Below are 19,411 nucleotides of genomic sequence, written 5' to 3' on the forward strand. Positions count from 1 at the left end.
GCCGGGCGAATGTCGACGCCTGCCGAGCAACGCTGGTTCGACAACAGGGACTTCGGGCCTGTGCCCAGACCGGCAAGCGCCGGCCCTATCCGAAGACGCTCTTGAAGTTGCGCATCAGCGCGACGTCCAGATCTTCCATAGTCACGGGCAGGCCGAGGTCGACGAGGCTCGTCACCCCGTAGCCCTGGATTCCGCAGGGCACGATGCCACCGAAATGGCCGAGATCCGGCTCGACGTTGATCGCGATACCGTGGAAGCTGACCCAGCGGCGGATCTTGACCCCGATCGCGGCGATCTTGTCCTCGGCCGGGCTGCCATCGGGGAGGGGGGGCTTGTCGGGGCGCGTGACCCAGACCCCGACACGGCCTTCCCGCCGCTCCCCGGTGACGTTGAATTCCGCGAGGGTGCGGATGATCCATTCCTCAAGCCGGTTGACGTAGGCACGCACGTCCCGGCCCCGGCGGTTGAGGTCCAGCATGGCATAGGCCACCCGCTGACCCGGTCCGTGATAGGTGAATTCGCCGCCCCGCCGGGCCTCGTAGACCGGGAACCGGTCGGGCCAGAGCAGGTCCGCCTGATTCGCGGAGGTTCCCGCCGTGTAGAGAGGCGGATGTTCCAGCAACCAGACGAGTTCGGGTTCCCTGCCTTCGATTATTGCGGCGACACGGGCTTCCATCTCCGAAATGGCCTCCGGATAAGGAATAAGACTCTGACTTGTGCGCCAATCGATGTATCCTGCAGCTTCAGGGGTGCCGATCTCAGGGGCAGTAGACGGATAGTTCATCAATTAGTCTTCCCGAAACTGACGCGATGGCGGGTTTCTGGTAGGTCGTAACAGAGACATGGCCCGCGCGCTCCTTGAAGGAGAGGATTTAGATGATGATCGCCAGAAACTCTACAGCATTTGTTCTGTCTACCGCTCTTGCATTGGCCACGATCCCTGGAGGCGCCCAGGCTGATGGCGGCAGCGCCTTTGTCGGCGGCCTCATCGGAAGCGCCCTTGGCACTGCCATCGTCAACAACCAGCAGCAGCGTCAGCAACGGACGGTGGTGCGCCGCGCCGCGCCGGCTCCGACGGTGAACACCTACCAGCGACAGCAGAATCGCGAGGTGCAGACGGCCCTCAACCATTTCAACTTCCCTGCCGGGGTGGCGGATGGGGTCATGGGCCGCAACTCGCGAACGGCGGTCTCCATGTATCAGAACTACATGTCGCTGAATGGTGCGCCCTACTATGTCTCTTACGGAACGCCAGGTGTTCTGGCCGAGCATGACCGCGTGCTTCTGGTGTCCTGCTATCAGCGCGCTGTCTCCGGGGGGTATGCGGTGGTTCAGGCGACGGCCGCCGAGGGCAAGGGCCATCAGGGCTACCTCATACACTGTCTGAAGGAACGCAACGGGATTGTGGACGCGCTGGGCAATCCGCTCGGTGTGCCTCAGCAGCACGCGGCGGTTCAGGCGCCGCAGGCGCAGGCGCTTCCGGTGACCCCGGCGGCCCCTGCGCCCGAGATCGAGGTCCGGGAGGTGCCGAAGGCGGCCGAGACGATCGAGGCCTCCGTTGCCGCGCCGGAGGTGGGCCCGGCGGGCCTTCCAAGCTTTCTCAGCGGGCCCTCGACCAATTCGATGTCGAGCTTCTGCAACCGTGTAAGCATGTCCACCGGCTCGAACGGCGGATACATGACCGCAGCTTCGATGTCCGACCCGAAACAGGCGCTTGGCGAGCAGTTCTGCCTCGCGCGCAGTTATGCTGTCGAGCAGGGCGACAGCCTTGCCGGTGCGGTTCAGGGCTTCTCGATGGCTGAGATCCGCGAGCAGTGCGAGGCCTTTGCTCCGTCCATGTTCGAATACCAGGCCCGGCTTGTCACGCAATCGCCAGCCGAAGCCGGTGCGGCATTGCAGAATTTCGTGGTGTCGACCGGCGCGCCGCCGGCACAGCTTTCCGCCAATTCGCGGATCTGCCTCGGCATCGGGTACAACACCGACAATCCCGAACTCGCGCTCGCTGCGGCCATGGTGCTGGTCGGGCTGGGCGAGGAAGCCTATTCGGAACTGCTGGGCCATCACCTGATGAACGGCTTCGCAACTCCGAAACGCCCGGATCGCGCGAAGGAATGGTATGAGATCTCCATTGAGGCCCTAGATTCGGGCGCCAGCCCGCTCGTCGTCTCCGCAGGAAATGCGCGGACGGAACTGCTGCGGATCGCCGTGGCCGGGGGGACAGGGGCGACGCCCCAGCCCGTGATAAAGGACGCATCGGTGCCATCGGGTGAGGCAGGCTCGTTTCTCATGCCGATGCCCACCCAGGGCAGCTCGAACTGAGTTCGAACGGGGTCGGAAAATAAATCGTCGGTTCAGCGATTTTATGGCCTTGTGGACCTCGGGGGGCTTTGCTAGAAGCCGCGCCAGTGCGGCTGTGGCGGAACTGGTAGACGCGCAGCGTTGAGGTCGCTGTGGGGTAACTCCCGTGGAAGTTCGAGTCTTCTCAGCCGCACCAAATCCCCTCGGGACCTCAAAATCCGAATATTGGTGCATTCGCGGCCTTGGGCCGCGAACCTGCCCATTCCGAGGTGTGATTGGCTGAGGTGATCTGCCAGAGCGAGTGACGCTCGCTAAATTCGACCAGTAAACTCGATGCGACCCGGGCTGTGAGGAGCCGGGCGGCTCGTGTGGATCGGAGTGGCTGTGCCCCAGCCGAATCGGTCGGGGCGTTGTCGGATCGCTTGCGCCAGTCAGACGTCATCCCAATGGGCAAGGCCGGGGATCCGGATTTCGCCGATCCGGTGGAAGACTGTCCTGGCGCCGAGCGTTGCGACCGCCAGCACAGCGATGGGCAGGAAGGCGAAAAAGCAGCCGATTACAAAGAGAGCGCAGAGGATGGTGTTCCGAGGCAGAATGTGTTCCTCGTCTGCGCCATAACGATCTTCGAAGGCGATGCGCTCGATATCGCTCGCATTGACGTAGACAGGCTGGCGGGAAAATTCGTCGAAATCGCGGCTTCCAGTATGCATCATGTCAAATTCCTCCGTTGTGCGGACGATCGGCGTTCCCGCCCGCTATGGGTTCTCCATGGGGCCATTTGCATCGTGACATCAGCGTAACGTATTGCCTGCCGAGATCCGTCGCATCTGACCCTTGAGGTCTTGTGTCCTTTCTGACCCAAGAGCCGATTCTGCGATGTGCGATAGATCACAAGGATCGCGCTCCACCCAAGAAAATTGGACTTTCCAGCCAGGTTAATCGTTACGCGCTCAAGTTGCCAAACATACCAAGTAAATATTGCAATAGAACCACAATATATCCGGAACACACCAATTTGCAATTGGCGAGTTTGGTCGAAATCGAAATTGCTTTGATGTTGTCGGGCGGTTCGAGTGGATCGCACAAGAACAGGGGTGAGTCTCAGCCCTGCTCGGCTTGGGCTGTCTCCTGAGCGCCGAGGCTGCTCAATTTGACAGTTTCGGCCACCGCTGCGCGGTCCTGCTCCGGCCAGTGCTGGCAATTCAGCACGGAGCCGCGCTGTCGCACCTCGCGGATCTGGTCGAGTGACACATCGGCATAGACCCAGCCGGGATCTCCCAGCTTTCCCGCCGCGATGACACCGGTGTCCGGAAAGGGGCCATCGGGCGGTCCATAGATCCCCGCCGCGCCCACATTCACATCCGCCGCGGCCAGCCATTTCGCATTGCCGATCGTTGGTGCCTGGACCACGACGCATTGGCTCTCCAGCGCGCGCGCCATTGCTCCGATGCGGACGCGCCAGTAGCCTTGCGCGGTATCGGTGCAACTTGGGACAAGCAGGATCTCCACACCGGCTTCGACCATGCGGCGCGCGAGCAGCGGGAACTCCACATCATAGCAGATCAGGATTCCGATCCTGCCGAGCGCGGTATCGAATACCTTCAGCGTGTCGCCCGGTCCGATATGCCAGTCCTCCCGCTCGAAGCGGGTCATGATGAGCTTGTCCTGAAAATCGCTTGAGCCATCCGGGGCGAAGAGCCTTGCCCGGTTTGTCGGGAGGCCATCTCTGTGCTTGACCGGCGAAGAGGCGGCGCAGATATGGACCTCGAATTCTCGCGCGAGGGAGGCGTGAAGTGCATCCACATCGCCGAGCCGCGCCGCGACCGCTTCGATCGAAAGCGCGAGATCGCCAGCATACTTTTCTTCCGCGAGGCTCGCGAGTTCCATCGCGCCGTATTCCGGGAAAACGAGCAGTTCCGCGCCCTTGTCCCGTGCGGTGCGGACCCAGACGCGCAGCTTGCCGACATAATCGTTCCAGCGGTTGTGCCAATCGACCGGATAGGCGGCGGCGGCGATCTTCATGATGACCTCTCCTTCAGGCTCCTGATCCAGAATTGCAGCGGTTTCCGGGTCTCATTGGTATTGCCAATGTCCTTCCAGCTGAAATGGGCGATCGCTCCGGGAAGTTTCGCATAGCCCCGCTTCGTCCAGAAACCGTCATGGGGCGAGTAGATCGCGGGCCGGGCGGGGTGATCCTCCGGGCGGATCACGGCGCAGAATGCGGACCACTCCCGCCCAAGTGCGCGGGCGTGGGCTTCACGATGGTCGAAGAACTTTGCGCCGATACCGCGGCCACGATATTCGGGCAGCAGGACCGACTCCGCGCAGTAGAAGATCCGGGAAATATCGAGGTTCTGATCCGCAAAGGCGTGCGCGAAATCATCGGCATGATCTTCCATCGGGGTTCCGGTAGAGGCGCCGACGAGCGTGTCCCCGTCCCAGGCCCCGACAATGACGGCCCGGGCGCTTTCCCGGTAGGTCGCGAGATACTCCCGCTCGTAGTCCATGTCGCCGTCATAAAGATAGGGAAACTCGGCGAACACCCGGATACGGAGCTCGGCCACGGCATCGAGCCAGAATTCGATCTCTGCACGGCTCATGGGCGCGACACGCAGGTTCACGGCTTTCCTCCCCTTCGGGCAGGAGCGTTGATCCTCCCGTCCCGGCGGCGAATGTCGGACGATCCGCGCCGGTACGCAAGCCCAGTAATGTCGGAGAAGCTGCGAGGCCCGGCCGGGAGGAGATGGCCGGGCCTCGCCCCGCGCTAGGGGTGCGTCGCCTCGAGCGCGAAGAAGGTGACCTGGTCGAAGTCGCGCTCCGGCCAGGTCGTCGTGTTGTTCTGGGAGTAGGCACCGGCCTTGAAATACATGAAGTCCTTCTCGTGCGAGAAGCCGCTCTCGCTCATGTCGTAGGGCTCGGCCGCGATCACGGTTCCATCATCGCGGGTGATGGTCACATGAAGCATCGGGTGCAGAGTGCCGTCGCGTTCCTCGGACGTGACCTTGATCTCGTAGGAAAAGACCTCGTCGAGCGCGATACCGTCTTCCGGGTTTTCGGCGTAGTCCATCCGGTCGCCGATCACGTCGATGTAGATGTCGTCCTCACCGACCGGCTCATGCGCGTAGTAGATCGAGCCGTATTTGTTCGTCGGCAGCTTGCGGTAGTAGAGCCGGATCGGCTCGTCATCCTTGGCGTGGATCTGGCCGATGATCACCCGGCCGACCTTGCCCGCCTCACCCATCCGCGTCACCTGGTTCACCGCGAGAGTGGCGCGCAACGTGCCATCGACACCGCCTGCCAGCTCCTGCGCTGATTCCGGGGCGGAGGAGAACACCCAATTGTTCTTGTTGGGTGTGCCATCGTCGATGCGGGTGGAGATGCTCTCGTCCCCGCCACGCATCATTTCGCGCAACTCGCTGCGAATGTAGCTCGAGTTCGGCGTCGTCGCGCCGCCGGGGACCGCGCGGAACACCATGCCGCCGGTGACCGGATCGGTGTAGAAGAACTCGGGGTCGGACCAGCCCTGGAGCTGGTTCTCCTCGATCTCGTCGACCTTGCCATTGCCGTCGCGGTCCACCGGCAGCGTGATCTTCCAGCGGGTGAGGTCGAAATTCTCGCTTGGCGGCAGGTCGGTGCGCAGGCCGTAGGTGCTGATCTTGTCCTCGAGCGCGACCTCGGAGCCGTCGCCGGTCGAGGCGATCTCGCCACTGCCGCAACCGAAAGCCTGGACTTCGAGAAGGCTGTTCCATTCGCTGGCCTCATTGCCGAGGCCCACAAGGCGCAGATAGCGGGCTTCGACCGGATCGACGGCGAACTGTTCGATTGCCGTAGTCTCGCCGCCGGTCTGGCTCTCTTCAAGGATCTCAGTGAAGGTATTGCCATCGGTCGAGCTCTCGAGCCTGAAGCCGCTGCGACGCTCGTTGCCCTTGTAGTAGGCCACGCCGATGCCCGTGAGCGTTTGCGGTGCGCCCATATCGAGCAACAGCGCCTTGTCGCTTCCTTCGCTGGACCAACGCGATTCCGGGTTGAAGCTGCCGTCGATGGCACGCTCCGGTCCGTATTCGGCGTCGAAATCGCCATCATCGCTCGCTGCGAGCAGTCCGAGCTGCGAGATCTTGTCGCAGTCTTGCGCAAGCGCGCCTGAACAGATTGTGGAAAGTGCGGCCGCGCAAACGCCAGCCTTTGCCATGGCCCTTAATGAGGACGGCATCGTTTTCTCCCTGGTTTAGTCGATTTTCCGATTCTTCGGATTACTAGTATTCCAGAGATTGTAGCTAGGATACCACGCAGATCAAGCCTCTTGCGCGCATAAGTCGCAAGCAGGTGATAGCGATGCTCGTATTGGTGTGGAAAGCCCGATGCCAGGACGAGGCCCGTTGGCCTACTTTTCCTTTGCGGCTTCGCGCAGCGCCTCGAGTTCGAGCCACTCTTCCTCGGCTTCGGCCAAGGCGCTCTGACGTTGCGTGAGAGCCGCCGTGGCCTTTTCGAACTTGATGGGCTCGCGCGCATATAGCTCCGGATCCGCCAGAAGCCCCTCGAGCTTGCCGATTTCAGCCGTAAGCCGGTCCATCACCTCGGGCAGTTCCTCAAGCCGGTGGGCCTGGGTGAAACTGAGACCACCCTGTTTCTGTGCCGGCGGCTTCGGTTTGGGCGCAGAAGGCGCGGATTTCTTTGGTGCGGATGGACGGGACGGCGCCTCGCGCTCCCCGCGCTGGGCGATGTAGTCCGTCCAGCCGCCCGCATAGAGCGTTGCGCGACTGTCGCCCTCCATCGCGATCGTCATGGTGGCGATCCGGTCGATAAAGTCGCGATCGTGGCTCACGAGCAGCACAGTGCCCTCATAGTCGGCGATCAATTCTTCCAGCAGATCCAGCGTCTCGACATCGAGATCGTTTGTCGGCTCGTCGAGCACAAGCAGGTTCGTTTCACGCGCCATCAGCCGGGCAAGCAGGAGGCGGGCCTTCTCGCCGCCCGACAGTGCAGAAACCGGGCCACGGGCCTGGGTCTCGTCGAACAGGAAATCCTTGAGATAGCCCACTACATGGCGCGGCCGCCCTCGCACCATAACCTGGTCGGACCGACCCGAGACGCCGATCTCGCTGTCACCGTTGAGCGTGTCCCAAAGGCTGGCCTCCGGATCGAGCGCGGCGCGGTTCTGGTCAAATACGGCCATTTCGAGATTGGTCCCGAGGCGGACGCTCCCCTCATCGGGCGTGATCTCGCCCGTCAGCATCTTGAGTAGCGTGGTCTTGCCCGCGCCATTCGGACCTACGAGGGCCAGCCGGTCGCCGCGCTGCACCTTGATCGAGAAATCCTTGACGATCCGGCGCTCGCCGAAACTCTTTGCAATGCCTTTCGCCTCGACCACCAGCTTTCCGGATGTCGGGCCCCCATCGAATTCCATCTTCGCGGTGCCACTGCGCTGGATCTGCGAGTGGCGCTCCTCACGCAGGGCGGCGAGGCGGCGCACGCGGCCCTGGTTGCGCTTGCGCCGGGCTGAAATGCCCTCGACAGCCCAGCGGGCCTCAGCCTTGATCAGCCGGTTGAGCTTGTGGCGGGCAATATCCTCTTCCTCGAAGGTCTTGTCGCGCCATTCCTCGAACGCCGCGAAGCCGCGCTCCAACCGGCGGACCTCGCCACGATCCACCCAGAGGATGCGATTGGTCAGGTTGCGCAGGAAAGCACGGTCATGGCTGACGCAGACGAAAGCGGCGCGGCTTTCGCGCAGGTGGGCTTCGAGCCAGGCAATCGCTTCGATGTCGAGATGGTTTGTCGGCTCGTCGAGCAGCATCAGGTCCGGCGCTTCGGCAAGGATCCGAGCCAGCGCCGCACGGCGTCGTTCGCCCCCGGATGCGCGCGCGGGATCGAGCGTCGGGTCGAGTTTCAGTCCTTCGAGCGCGATCTCGGCGCGCCACTGCTCGGCGGCATCGAGTGTTGCGCCGGCGAAGTCCCCTAGGGTCTTGAAACCGCCGAAGTCCGGGTCCTGGGCCATGTAGCCCACGGCACGACCCGGTTGCAGGAACCTCTCGCCGCTGTCAGGCTGAGCGAGGCCCGCCATCATCTTCATCAAGGTGGATTTGCCCGAGCCGTTGCGCCCGACAAGCGCGATACGGTCCTGGGGGTGGACAACGAGCGAGGCACCCTCGAGAAGCGGGTTGCCTCCGAAGGTCAGGCTCACGTCGGACAGTGTCAGGAAAGGGGGCTCCGCCATGTCGCGCGGGGTAATGCTCGCACGCTGCGGCGTCAACCATGAGCAGAAATCGATTGTTGTTTCCCTCGCGAAGAAGATCGCAATATGACTATCGAGAACACGGTTTCAGTTTTTGGTTGAAAACAAGTCTTTGTAGAGCCGCCGCGACGGGGAGGTTGAATGTTTCAAACCCTTGAGAATCATCGGACGAAGGAGGCCAACCGGTCTTTGAAGCGATGGCTTATCCTGATTGCCTTCCTTCTCGTCCTCGGGTTTGGCGCTTTCTGGACGATGTTCCTGGACCTGCGACGTGAAGAATCGCTGCTGTTTACCGAGAATGCCGCGCTCTACGAGGACATGATCGCGTTCGAGCGAACCACGGGCTATGGCGGTTTCATCCACAATTTCAAGAACGCTGTTCTGCGCCCGGACGAGCCGGTCTACCTCGCGTCCGCGCAGGATCATCTGACCGAGGCCCTGGTGGTCCTTGATCGGATCGAAGGCAGGATGGCCGCGGCCGGAGCCGAGATCGACCTCGGACCGGTCCGCTCGGCGCTCGAGCAATACAGGGAGATGGTCGCGGTTCTCGAACGGACCGCGCCTCTCAGCCTCCCGGCGCGGGAACTCGACGACCTGGTGCGTACGCCCGACGATCTGGCGGTTGTGGCGCTTGTCTCGCTCGTGGCGCAGGCGCGGGAGGACATCACTGTGCGCATCGCGGCCGTCGAGCTTCGGCTGTTCCGGCTGAGTATCGTGACCGCGGCGTTCAACGCTCTGCTGCTTGGGGCTGGAATCGCCACATTCATGGTTCTGCGCCGCAGGGAGCAGGCCAGTCTGGACTCGGTCGAACTCGTCAACGCACGGCTCCAGATGGTGCTTGAGACCTCGACAAACGGCGTCGTGGCGGTGGACGTGCGTGAGCAGGTCGTCCTTGCGAATGACGTGGCGCGCCAAATGCTCGGGTTGCCGGCGGGCATTCCCCCGTTTCCGTGGAAGAGCGATGGGGTGTTTCTCAATGCGGAGGATCTCAATCCGCTCGACGACAAGGCGCATCCGGTTCTGCGGGCGCTGGCGGGCGAGGCGTTTCGCGGCGAGATCGTGGCGATCAAGGTGCCGCTTCAGGCCGGCACACGCTACCTGAGGGTTTCGGCGCGCCATGTGGAGCCAGGATCGCAGGCGCTCTACCCGGATGTCGAGATCCGGCTGGTGCTGATCTTCGAGGACGTGACCGAGCAGGAGGTCAACCGCCAGAAGTTCGAACGCGCAGGGCGGCTCGACGCGCTGGGGCAGCTCACGGGCGGTATTGCTCACGATTTCAATAACATACTCGCCTCGATCATGTATGCGATCGAGCTTTCGCTCTCCGACCCGCTGCCGGACAAGGCGCGCGATTGGCTGACGCGCGCGCGACGCTCCGTCGGGCGCGGCTCGGACTTGGCACGGCGGCTTCTGGCGTTTGCACGTCAACAACCGGGCATCGCGCAATCAAGGCCGGTTCGCGAGGTTCTGTCCGAGATCGAAAGCCTCGCGCGGCCGGCCATAGAGGCGACCATAGAGATCGAGATCGAATGCCCGGAAGAGGAGCTCATGATCTTCTGCGATCCGGGTCAACTTGAAAATTCCCTTCTAAACCTGATACTTAACAGCCGGGATGCGATCCGACAGTCCGGGATGGGGAACCGGATCAAGGTCGCCGCGCGTGCCATCGACAGGCCGCTGATCGCGGACCCGGGGATCACGCCGGGACCGGATGGGGCGATCGAGCCGAGCACGACGCCGATGCGGACCCAGTTCCAGAAGAGCCAGCGCTTCATCGAGATCTCGGTCACGGACAACGGTCCGGGCATGTCGAGCGAAGTGAAGCGCCGGGCCATCGATCCGTTCTTCACCACCAAGGGACAGAACATGGGGTCGGGCCTGGGGCTCTCCATCGTCTACGGCTTCGTGCAGCAGTCGGGCGGAGAAATGCGTGTCTATTCAGAGCCCAAGCTCGGGACGACCGTGCGGATGCTCATTCCGCGGGGTGCGGATCTCGGTGCGGCGGGGGAGGTGCAGACGCGGCTTCCGACACCCCTGGGGCAGGCCGAGAGATTGCTGCTGGTGGAGGACGACGAAGGGCTTCTGCGGATGCTGGAGGACGTGGTCACATCCCTGGGTTATCGTTACATATCAGCGAGTTCCGGGGCGGAGGCGCTTCGGGTCATCGATGACGGGGCGGAGTTCGATCTGCTGCTCACCGACATCGTGATGCCGGGAAGCCTCGATGGCTACGAGCTGGCCCGCGAACTGCGTGATCGCCAGCCGGACGTGCCTGTCGTCTACATGTCGGGGTATGCTGGCCTCGAGGGCAATAATGTAGGGTCCGTGGCGGGGCCGTGGATCCAGAAACCCTGCACCGCGGGGGATCTGGCGCGGGTTCTGCGCTCGTCGCTCAACAGCAGCTGATTCGGGCCCGGAACCTGCCGAAATCCGCGTATGGAATCGGTATGGAAACCGTATGGCTTCGATATGGCTGAAAGTATGGCTCGGGGGTGCGCGGCCCTTCGACCCGGCGAAAGGCAAACCGGACATCATGGGGCATCCGACCTGGCCGTTGCGCGGACGGGCGGCGGAGCGGGCCATGCCCGAGATGGCGCCTTGCAACGGCCCGGAGGGCGATGCCGGAACGGTGCGTGACCCGCCCTTGTCTCCCGCATGGTCAGAGCATAGAAGCCAATGAACGGTTTCCGCGGAGGAATGGCCCCTCGATGCTCAATATTTTCCGATCCAAACGCTCCAGCGTCTTCGTCTGGATCATCGTGGGGCTGCTGATCATCGGTCTGGCCGGGTTCGGGATCGGCACGAGTGGCGGCCTGTCGAGCCAGGACGTCGCGCGGGTCGGGGAAGAGCGGGTTCCGGCAGAGGAATACGCCCAGGCGCTTGACCAGGATATGCGGAACCTGACGGCGCAGACCGGCCAGAGCTTCACCATGGAGCAGGCGCGGGCCTTCGGGATCGACCGGGTGACGCTTCTGCGGCTGGTGAACAATGCAGCCCTCGACGGCGAGGCCAAGCGGCTCGGCATCTCGGTCGGAGACGCGGCCATACGCGAGCAGCTTCAGCAGATCAGCGCCTTTCGGACCGCGGACGGTTTCAGCCGGGAGGCCTATCTCAACGCGCTGAACCGGATCGGAACCAACACCGCGGATTTCGAGACCTCGATCCGGGAGGACGTGGCACGCTCGATCTTCCTCAACAGCGTGATCTCGAGCGCCGCGATGCCCGGAGCGGCCGCGGATGCCCTGACGGCCTATGTGGGCGAGGAGCGCAGCTTCGACTGGGTGATGCTGAGCGAGGTCGATCTCATCGAGCCGCTGGCCGAGGCCGATGAGGCCGAGCTCGAAGCCTTCCACGAAGAAAACCAGGACCGCTACATGAAGCCCGAAACCCAGCGGGTGTCCTATGCCATCGCGTCGCCCGAGGCGCTGGCGCAGGCGCTGGAGTTGCCGGAGGACGAGCTGCGCGCGGTCTACGAGGCCGAGCGCTCCCGCTTCGAGGTGCCCGAGCGGCGGCTTCTGGAGCGGATCGGGTTCGGCACCGAGGCCGAAGCCGAGGACGCCATGGCGCGCATCGAGGCGGGCGAGGCGACCTTCGACGATATCGCCGGGCAGCGCGGGCTCGTGGCGGCCGATATGGACATGGGCCTCGTGCCCGCGGACCGGCTGCTGGCGGAGGCGCGCGAGATCGTCTTCGGCATCACGGAACCGGGGGTGGTCGGACCTGCGCCTTCGCCGCTGGGGCCCTCGCTCTACCGGGTGAACGCGATCTTCGAAGCGCAGGTGACGCCCTTCGAGGAGGCCCGCGAGGACATCCGGCAGGAGCGTGCGCTTGACGAGGCGGAGATCAGCATCCGCGACGATCTGCCGCATATCGAGGATCTGATCGCGGGTGGGGCGACGCTCGAGGAGATCGCCGATGAAACGATCATGGAACTCGGCGAAACAGAGGTGAGCAGCGAAAGCACCGGACCCATCGCCACCGACCCGAATTTCCGCGAGGCGCTCGCCGATGCGCGGGAAGCCGAGGAGACCGATCTGGTGGAACTCGAGGACGGGTCCTTCGTGACGCTGCGTCTTGAGGGCACCGACCCTGCCTCGCCGCTGTCGCTCGACGAGGTGCGCACGCGTGTCGCGGACGATCTCCGGGCGGAGCGGCTGCGCGCGGCGCTCGGTGCCGAAGCGGAGGCCCTGGTGGCGGAACTGGAAGCCGGAACGCCGCTGGCCGAGGTTGCGGAGGGACGGGAACTCGACGTGTTCACGGCCGGACCGATGGCCCGCTCGGACGAGGTGCCGGCAGGCGCACCGGCGGGGCTCGTGGAGGCGGTCTTCGAGGCGGAAGAGGGCGGTGTCGCCTCGTCCGAGGGCGATGGAACCGTGGCGGTCGCGCATGTGACGGAGATCCTGCCTTATGACGGCGGGGAGGGCGAACTTCTGGCCTTCCGCGACGAGGTGGCCGCACAGCTCGACGCTCAGGTTCAGGAGGACCTGCGCATGGCGCTGGTCGGGGCGATCCGCGACGATGTGGGTGTGCGGCTGAACCAGGAGGTGATCGACGCGACCCTCGAGCAGTTCCAGTGAGCATGGTGCCAAGGGTTTCGTGATGAAGCTGTTTCCCGAGTTTGCCGATTTCGAGGCCGGATACGATGCCGGGCGCAACCAGGTGGTCTGGGCCCGGCTGATCGCCGATCTGGACACGCCGGTTTCGCTGATGCTCAAGCTCACCGAGGCGCGGGCCAACAGCTTCCTTCTGGAATCGGTCACCGGCGGCGAAGTGCGCGGGCGCTATTCGATCATGGGCATGAAGCCGGACCTGATCTGGCAGTGCAATGGCGAGACCGCGCGGATCAACCGGCAGGCGCGTTTCGACGACCGCGCCTGGGTCGAGGAGGAGGGGCATCCGCTCGACAGCCTGCGCGCGCTGATCGCGGAATCCCGCATCGATCTGCCCGATGATCTGCCCCCGATGGCCGCGGGGCTGTTCGGTTATCTCGGCTACGACATGATCCGGCTGGTGGAGCATCTGCCGGACGTGAACCCGGACCCGCTGGGGCTGGCGGACGCGGTGATGATGCGCCCCTCGGTGGTGCTGATCGTCGATGGCGTGAAGGGCGAGGTGACGGTGATCTCGCCGGCCTGGGCGAATTCGGGTCTCACGGCGCGGGCGGCCTATGCGCAGGCGGCGGAACGGGTGATGGATGCGGTGCGCGAGCTTGACCGCACACCGCTGGCCGCAGCCGGTGCGCCGGAGACGGCGGGGCTTGGCGAGCGGGTTTCGAACACGAGTTTCGAGCGCTATCGCGAGATCGTCGAGACGGCGAAGGAGTATATCGTCGCGGGCGATATCTTCCAGGTGGTGCCCTCCCAGCGCTGGGCGGCGCCATTCAACCTGCCGCCCTTCTCGCTCTATCGGGCGCTGCGCCGGACCAACCCGTCGCCCTACATGTTCTACTTCAATTTCGGCGGCTTCCAGGTGATCGGGGCGAGCCCGGAGATCCTGGTGCAGGTGCAGGGCCCGCGCGTGACGATCCGCCCCATTGCGGGAACGCGGCCGCGCGGTGCGACGCCGGAGGAGGATCTGGCGCTCGAGAAGGATCTGCTGGGCGATGCGAAGGAATGCGCCGAGCATCTGATGCTGCTCGACCTGGGGCGCAACGATGTGGGGCGTGTGGCCAAGATCGGCACGGTGGACCCGAACGAGAAGTTCGTCATCGAGCGCTACAGCCACGTGATGCACATCGTCTCGAACGTGAACGGGGAACTGGCCGAGGGCGAGGATGCGCTTTCGGCGCTGCTCGCGGGTCTGCCGGCGGGAACGGTCTCGGGCGCGCCGAAGGTGCGCGCAATGGAGATCATCGACGAGCTCGAGAGCGAGAAGCGCGGCGTCTATGGCGGCGGTGTGGGCTATTTCTCCGCGAGCGGCGACATGGATATCTGCATCGCGCTCCGCACGGCGGTGGTGAAGGACGGCACGCTCTATGTGCAGGCGGGCGGCGGTGTGGTCTACGACAGCACGCCGGAGGCCGAGTATCAGGAGACGGTCAACAAGTCCAAGGCGCTCTTTCAGGCCGCCGAGGAGGCCATCCAGTTCGTCGGGCCCCGCGGGGGCGGAAACTAGGCCGGGGTCGCGCGGCACTGCATCTTAGGGAAACTGATTATGGCCAGCCTCGACATTCTCGTGCCGCATTACCGCGATCCGGAAGGGTTGCGGATCTCGCTGGCCTCGATCGACGAGCAGACCTGGACCGGCGACATGCGCGTCGTGATCGTGGATGACGGCTCGGAGCCCGAATATTTCCGGGAGGTCGAGGCGCAGGCGGAGGCGTTTCCGCATGAGGTGACGGTCGAGCGCAACCCGATCAACCGGGGCCGGCCCTACACCCGCAACCGGCTTCTGGATGCGGTCGACAGCCCGTTCGTGTCCTGGCTCGATGCGGGCGATGTCTGGTATCCCGACAAGCTCCGGAAGCAGTTCGAGCACATCAACCGGATGCGCTACAACGGGGTCGATGTGGATCGCCTTTGGGTCACCTGCCACTACGACTGGCAGTGGGAGGGGCGGCGCGCACGGCTGGTCGAGCAGCAGACCGATGGCGGACGGCAGTTGCGCGAGCTGATGCTGGGCCAGAAGCTCAGGGCCTATCTCTGGACGCTGCTCGGCACGCGGGAGGCCTTCCGCATTGCCGGGCGGTTCGACGAGCGGCTGCCGCGCTTGCAGGATCTCGACTATTTCATCCGCTTCGTCCTGGCGGGTGGCGAGATGGTCGTGCCGCGGCGCGCCGGGGCGCTGTGCCGCTACCACAAGTCCGACGTGGGGCGGAATGCGGGCGAGATCCGGGCCTGCAATGCGCTCATCTTCCGCAAATACTGGCCGCATCTGCAGAATTACGGCCCCTCATTCCTCAAGACGATCCGTTTCAATGCGGACATGCTCTCGGCGCGCTTCTCGCGCAACAACGGCGCGCCGCTCGGCAATCTCTACTATATCGGGCGGGCGACCATGGTTCATCCGAAGCGGGCAATCGGCGCGGCGCGGTTCCATCTGCGCAAAAGCGAGTAGTTTTCGACGCGACGCCGGTAGCGCAAGCGTGTTGTCATCGGCGTCTTCGTTAAGAACGCAGGGCTTGAATTCCGAGCCGTTTTCGGTCAGAGCCACAAATTCTTCGTTCATTTCTTTTGGGTTTCTTGATCTGGGTTCAGGAAACTCTCGCATATCTCGGTGCGTATAAGTCGTGGAACGGTTGTCCGGCGGGGCATGGAGGGTTTGTGTCGAATGAGTAGGGTAGTCCAGTGCCAGCGCGCGTGCACCCGCAGGATCGCGCGATCCGCAATGAGGGAGGTGTGCTGATGGCGCACGGTACCCAATCCGCATCCGGGCCCGACGCGGCTGCGACGGTCCCCCGTCCGCGTGATCCGAGGCTCGACTTCTTCCGCGGACTGGCGATGTATATCATCCTGATCTCGCATGTTCCCTCGAACAAGTGGGCGGGCTGGATACCGGGACGCTTCGGCTTTTCGGACGCGACGGAGATCTTCGTTTTCTGTTCGGGCATGGCCTCGGCCATTGCCTTCGGCGCCACCTTCCGCCGGGCGGGCTGGTTCATGGGCACGGCACGCACGCTCTTCCGCATCTGGCAGGTCTACTGGGCGCATATCGGGCTGTTCTTCTTCATCGCCATGTCGATGGCGCTGTTCGACTCGATCGGCGAACACGAGATTTCCTACATCAAGCGTCTCAACCTCACGAGATTCTTCGACGATACGGCGCAGCAGCTCGTGGGGATGTTCACCCTGACCTATGTGCCGAACTATTTCGACATCCTGCCGATGTATCTGGTGATCCTCGCCATGATGCCGTTCGTCATGATCCTGGCGCGGTTCGATGTGCGGCTGGTCTTCGCGGTGAGCATCGGGCTCTGGCTGGTGGCGAATTTCGGGTATCTGAAGCTTCCGGCGGAGCCCTGGTCGGACCGGGAGTGGTTCTTCAACCCGTTTGGGTGGCAGCTGATCTTCTTCACCGGCTTTGCCTTCATGAGCGGCTGGCTGCCGCGACCACCTGTGAGCAAGCTGCTGATCGGCATCGCCATCGCCTATCTCGTGCTCACGACCCCCTTTTCCTCGGCGAAGGTGGTGAACTGGCTTTCGCTGGTTTCGCCCGCTGCCGCCGAGTGGAGCAAGGAGGTCTATCCCGGCATGTATCCCTTCCGGGCCAAGACGACGTTCGGCATCCTGCGGTTCCTGCATTTTCTGGCGCTGGCCTATGTGGTCTGGGTGGCCGCAGGCGAGGGCGGAAAGCGGCTCGTGGCCGCCCGCGAGGGGGTGCTGGGCCGGATCTGGATGCGGCTTCTGCGGATCATCACCACCGTGGGCCAGCAATCCCTGGCGGTCTTCATCTTTTCGATGCTGCTTGCCCAGTACATGGGCGCGGCGCTCGACGTGCTGGGGCGGTATTCGCCGATGATCGCGCTGGTGAACATCGTGGGCATCCTGCTGCTCACCGGCGAGGCCTATCTCGTGGCTTGGGTGAAGGGGCATCCCTGGCGCCAGAAGCGGGTGGTGCATGCTCATGCCCATGAACCGCCGCGCGAGGCGGCGCAACCGGCCACCATCTGAGCTCCGAAGACCTGTCATCTGCAGCCGCCCGTGCACCGCGAGTGCGCGGGCGGTTCGGCTTTTTCCGGGCGGATTCTCGTTGCGAGCCTGCCAGGGCTCGGCTAGTGGGTGTTACGTTATAACATTATGTGCGCTTGGCAGGTTGCCGGTGCGCGAAGGCTGAAGAGGGGCAGAGAATGCAGGTATCCTGGACGAGATGCGCGGGTGCGGTGGCGCTGGGGGCAATGGTATGCCTTGGCGGACTGGTGCAGGCGCAGGAGACCAAGGCCGAATCCGCGCATGCTCATGCGCATGGCCATGGGCATGACCACGAGCATGACCACACTGCTGCGGATGGGGAAACCCGCGATCCCGCAGCGATCTATCGTGGCGAGTTCGAGGACGACTGGATCGAGCCGCGCGAGCTGAGCGACTGGGAAGGCGACTGGCAGTCGGTCTATCCCCTGCTGGTAGACGGAACGCTCGATCCGGTGATGGCCCACAAGGCCGCGCATGGCGAGAAGACGGCCGCAGAATATCGCGCCTACTATGAGACCGGCTACGAGACGGATGTGGACCGGATCGAGATTACGGGCGATGTGGTCCGCTTCTATGCCGACGACGGGTTCGTGGAGGGGCATTATGCCTCGGACGGCTACGAGATCCTGACCTACGAATCGGGCAATCGCGGCGTGCGCTACATCTTCGCCAAGGCCGAGGGGGATGCGGACGCACCGGCCTTCATCCAGTTCAGCGACCACATCATCGCGCCGCAGAAGGCCGGTCATTATCACCTCTACTGGGGCGATGATCGGGCGGCGCTCCTCGAGGAAGTGACGAACTGGCCGACCTATTACCCGGCCTCGTTTGATGGTGAGCAGATCGTGGAAGAGATGACGGCCCACTGAGGCAAGAGACCCCCTCATGCGGTATCGGGACATGCCCGGTACTGCGCCCTGCTGGAGGGGGTGGTTTGGGAGAAATTCTGGCAATTTTGGCAACAGTTTCAGTAGTTAACCATTAACTCCATGCAATATTGCCTTTAGAGCAAAATCTAATCAAATTCGCGCCCAATAGTTCAAGCTGGGGTGCTTACAATGAGTGACAATGTAGATCTTTCCCGCCGTGGTTTTCTTCGCAAGGCCGGTGTTTTTGCAGCCGCTATTCCGGTTGCCGCCGCAGTGACGATGATCCCGGAAGAAGCCGAGGCCGGAAGCTGCAAGAAGCGCGGGAAGCCCGGAAAGGGCCTGGGTCGGAAGAAGAACCTGCTGCCGAAGAAATCGCGCCGGTCCTCGAAGTCGAAGAACTCCTTCTGGAGCTTCCTTCGCCGATAAGACCACCGAAGGGGGCAATATCTTCGCCAGTCTTGCACCCTTGATCGTGGAGTGAGCGACTGACAGCAGGCGAGCCGGCGGCGTCCTTCAGGCCGCCGGATCGCTTTCCAGCGCCGCAACCATCATAGCCAGGTCAGACCCGGTCCATCAGCCGCCCTCCCGGCTGGACCGGGTCTCTTCGTGTGTAAAGCGCGGATCAAGACGAGGGGGCAAGGGTTTCTGCCGCCCCCCTACATTCGCACGACCCGATGCGAGGAGCCGGCGCGCTCCCGGTTCCACACTACCGCGCCCCTGATCGGGTGCGATCAGGGCAGGGGCGGGCGTATCGGTTCAAGCGGAGCCGCGGGGCCCGGTCTTCAGTCGCGCTTGATCGCCTCGAACTCGAGGATGATATCGACATCGTCGCCGACGAAGACCGGCAGGGCATAGGTGCTTCCGAAGTCGCTGCGCTTGATCATGGTGCTTGCGGAAATACCCACCGTTTCCTTCTCGTGGCAGCAGGGGTAGTCCGCGACCTGATTGAGCGTCACTGAAAGCTCGACGGGCTGGGTGACCCCCCGAATCGTCAGCTCCCCGGCAAGGGTACCGGATGTCTCCGAAAGCGCGGTCGCATCGGTTGCGGTGAAGGTGATGTCGGGATTGGCCTCGGCATCGAGGAAATCGGCGGAGCGCACGTGTTCGTCCCGAGCCGCCTGGCCGGTATCGACGCTTGCCGCGCCGATGCGGGCGGAGACATTGCTCACCTCGCGGGTTTCCGGGTCGAAGGTAAACTCCCCCTCGATGTCCGAGAACCGCCCCAGGACCTTGGCATAGCCCGCGTGCATCACCGTGAAGGCCGCGACCGCATGCTCGGGGTCGAGATCATAGGTGGCCGGTTCGGCGGCCAGCGCGGTCGGCAGGGCCAGCGCCGCCACGAGGCCGGCTGTCTGGATCGGGTGAAGAAATCGGGTTTCAAGCATGGG

15 protein-coding genes and 1 tRNA gene are annotated in these 19,411 nt (G+C 63.6%); 9 read left to right on the forward strand and 7 right to left on the reverse strand.

Features of this window, described 5'->3' with window-relative positions:
• Positions 1 to 85: 85 nt before the first annotated feature.
• Positions 86 to 784, reverse strand: coding sequence for a lipoyl(octanoyl) transferase LipB (gene lipB, locus ACP15W_RS04465; RefSeq protein ID WP_424931655.1), 699 nt, complete (start codon positions 782 to 784; stop codon positions 86 to 88).
• Positions 785 to 876: 92 nt separating this feature from the next.
• On the opposite strand from lipB, the gene ACP15W_RS04470 reads away from it, so the two are divergent.
• Both ACP15W_RS04470 and ACP15W_RS04475 read left to right on the forward strand, forming a co-directional pair.
• Positions 877 to 2,319, forward strand: a complete 1,443-nt coding sequence (locus tag ACP15W_RS04470) for a peptidoglycan-binding domain-containing protein (RefSeq protein WP_424931656.1) — start codon at positions 877 to 879, stop codon at positions 2,317 to 2,319.
• Positions 2,320 to 2,407: 88 nt separating this feature from the next.
• Positions 2,408 to 2,494, forward strand: a tRNA-Leu gene (locus tag ACP15W_RS04475).
• A 235-nt stretch (positions 2,495 to 2,729) separates the two neighbouring features.
• Here the strand turns inward: ACP15W_RS04475 and ACP15W_RS04480 are convergent.
• The 5 genes from ACP15W_RS04480 to ACP15W_RS04500 all read right to left on the reverse strand — a co-directional run bounded on the left by ACP15W_RS04480 (position 2,730) and on the right by ACP15W_RS04500 (position 8,509).
• The gene (locus tag ACP15W_RS04480) at positions 2,730 to 3,011 is read right to left on the reverse strand and encodes a hypothetical protein (protein WP_424931657.1); all 282 of its coding nucleotides are present in this window, start codon (positions 3,009 to 3,011) and stop codon (positions 2,730 to 2,732) included.
• Between the two features lie 388 nt (positions 3,012 to 3,399).
• Complete coding sequence (locus ACP15W_RS04485) at positions 3,400 to 4,320, reverse strand: carbon-nitrogen hydrolase family protein (protein ID WP_424931658.1); 921 nt, start codon at positions 4,318 to 4,320, stop codon at positions 3,400 to 3,402.
• A complete protein-coding gene (locus ACP15W_RS04490; protein WP_424931659.1) occupies positions 4,317 to 4,919 on the reverse strand; it encodes a GNAT family N-acetyltransferase in 603 nt (200 codons plus the stop codon). The genes ACP15W_RS04485 and ACP15W_RS04490 overlap by 4 nt, the downstream gene beginning before the upstream one ends.
• A gap of 143 nt (positions 4,920 to 5,062) precedes the next feature.
• Complete coding sequence (locus ACP15W_RS04495; RefSeq protein ID WP_424931660.1) at positions 5,063 to 6,508, reverse strand: polysaccharide lyase family 7 protein; 1,446 nt, start codon at positions 6,506 to 6,508, stop codon at positions 5,063 to 5,065.
• 171 nt (positions 6,509 to 6,679) lie between these two features.
• Entirely contained in the window at positions 6,680 to 8,509 is a 1,830-nt protein-coding gene (locus tag ACP15W_RS04500) for an ABC-F family ATP-binding cassette domain-containing protein (protein WP_424931661.1), read from the reverse strand.
• A 207-nt stretch (positions 8,510 to 8,716) separates the two neighbouring features.
• Between ACP15W_RS04500 and ACP15W_RS04505 the strand changes: the two genes are divergently transcribed.
• The 7 genes from ACP15W_RS04505 to ACP15W_RS04535 all read left to right on the forward strand — a co-directional run bounded on the left by ACP15W_RS04505 (position 8,717) and on the right by ACP15W_RS04535 (position 18,449).
• A complete protein-coding gene (locus ACP15W_RS04505) occupies positions 8,717 to 10,933 on the forward strand; it encodes a response regulator (protein ID WP_424931662.1) in 2,217 nt (738 codons plus the stop codon).
• A gap of 302 nt (positions 10,934 to 11,235) precedes the next feature.
• Positions 11,236 to 13,104 (forward strand): SurA N-terminal domain-containing protein, encoded by a 1,869-nt coding sequence (locus ACP15W_RS04510; protein ID WP_424931663.1) that lies wholly within the window; start codon positions 11,236 to 11,238, stop codon positions 13,102 to 13,104.
• 22 nt (positions 13,105 to 13,126) lie between these two features.
• Positions 13,127 to 14,641, forward strand: a complete 1,515-nt coding sequence (trpE, locus tag ACP15W_RS04515; RefSeq protein WP_424931664.1) for an anthranilate synthase component I — start codon at positions 13,127 to 13,129, stop codon at positions 14,639 to 14,641.
• 39 nt (positions 14,642 to 14,680) lie between these two features.
• Positions 14,681 to 15,583 (forward strand): glycosyltransferase family A protein, encoded by a 903-nt coding sequence (locus ACP15W_RS04520; RefSeq protein WP_424931665.1) that lies wholly within the window; start codon positions 14,681 to 14,683, stop codon positions 15,581 to 15,583.
• 287 nt (positions 15,584 to 15,870) lie between these two features.
• Positions 15,871 to 17,136 carry an OpgC family protein gene (locus tag ACP15W_RS04525; protein WP_424931666.1) on the forward strand — a complete coding sequence of 422 codons (1,266 nt, stop codon included), beginning with the start codon at positions 15,871 to 15,873 and terminating at the stop codon, positions 17,134 to 17,136.
• Between the two features lie 176 nt (positions 17,137 to 17,312).
• Entirely contained in the window at positions 17,313 to 18,023 is a 711-nt protein-coding gene (locus tag ACP15W_RS04530) for a ZinT family metal-binding protein (RefSeq protein ID WP_424931667.1), read from the forward strand.
• Positions 18,024 to 18,212: 189 nt separating this feature from the next.
• A complete protein-coding gene (locus tag ACP15W_RS04535; protein WP_424931668.1) occupies positions 18,213 to 18,449 on the forward strand; it encodes a twin-arginine translocation signal domain-containing protein in 237 nt (78 codons plus the stop codon).
• A 356-nt stretch (positions 18,450 to 18,805) separates the two neighbouring features.
• Here ACP15W_RS04535 and ACP15W_RS04540 read toward each other — a convergent pair whose 3' ends face one another.
• Positions 18,806 to 19,408, reverse strand: a complete 603-nt coding sequence (locus tag ACP15W_RS04540; RefSeq protein ID WP_424931669.1) for a YceI family protein — start codon at positions 19,406 to 19,408, stop codon at positions 18,806 to 18,808.
• Positions 19,409 to 19,411: the final 3 nt, after the last annotated feature.

Origin of the sequence: Amaricoccus macauensis (assembly GCF_049800915.1) — a bacterium.
GTDB lineage: Bacteria > Pseudomonadota > Alphaproteobacteria > Rhodobacterales > Rhodobacteraceae > Amaricoccus > Amaricoccus macauensis_A.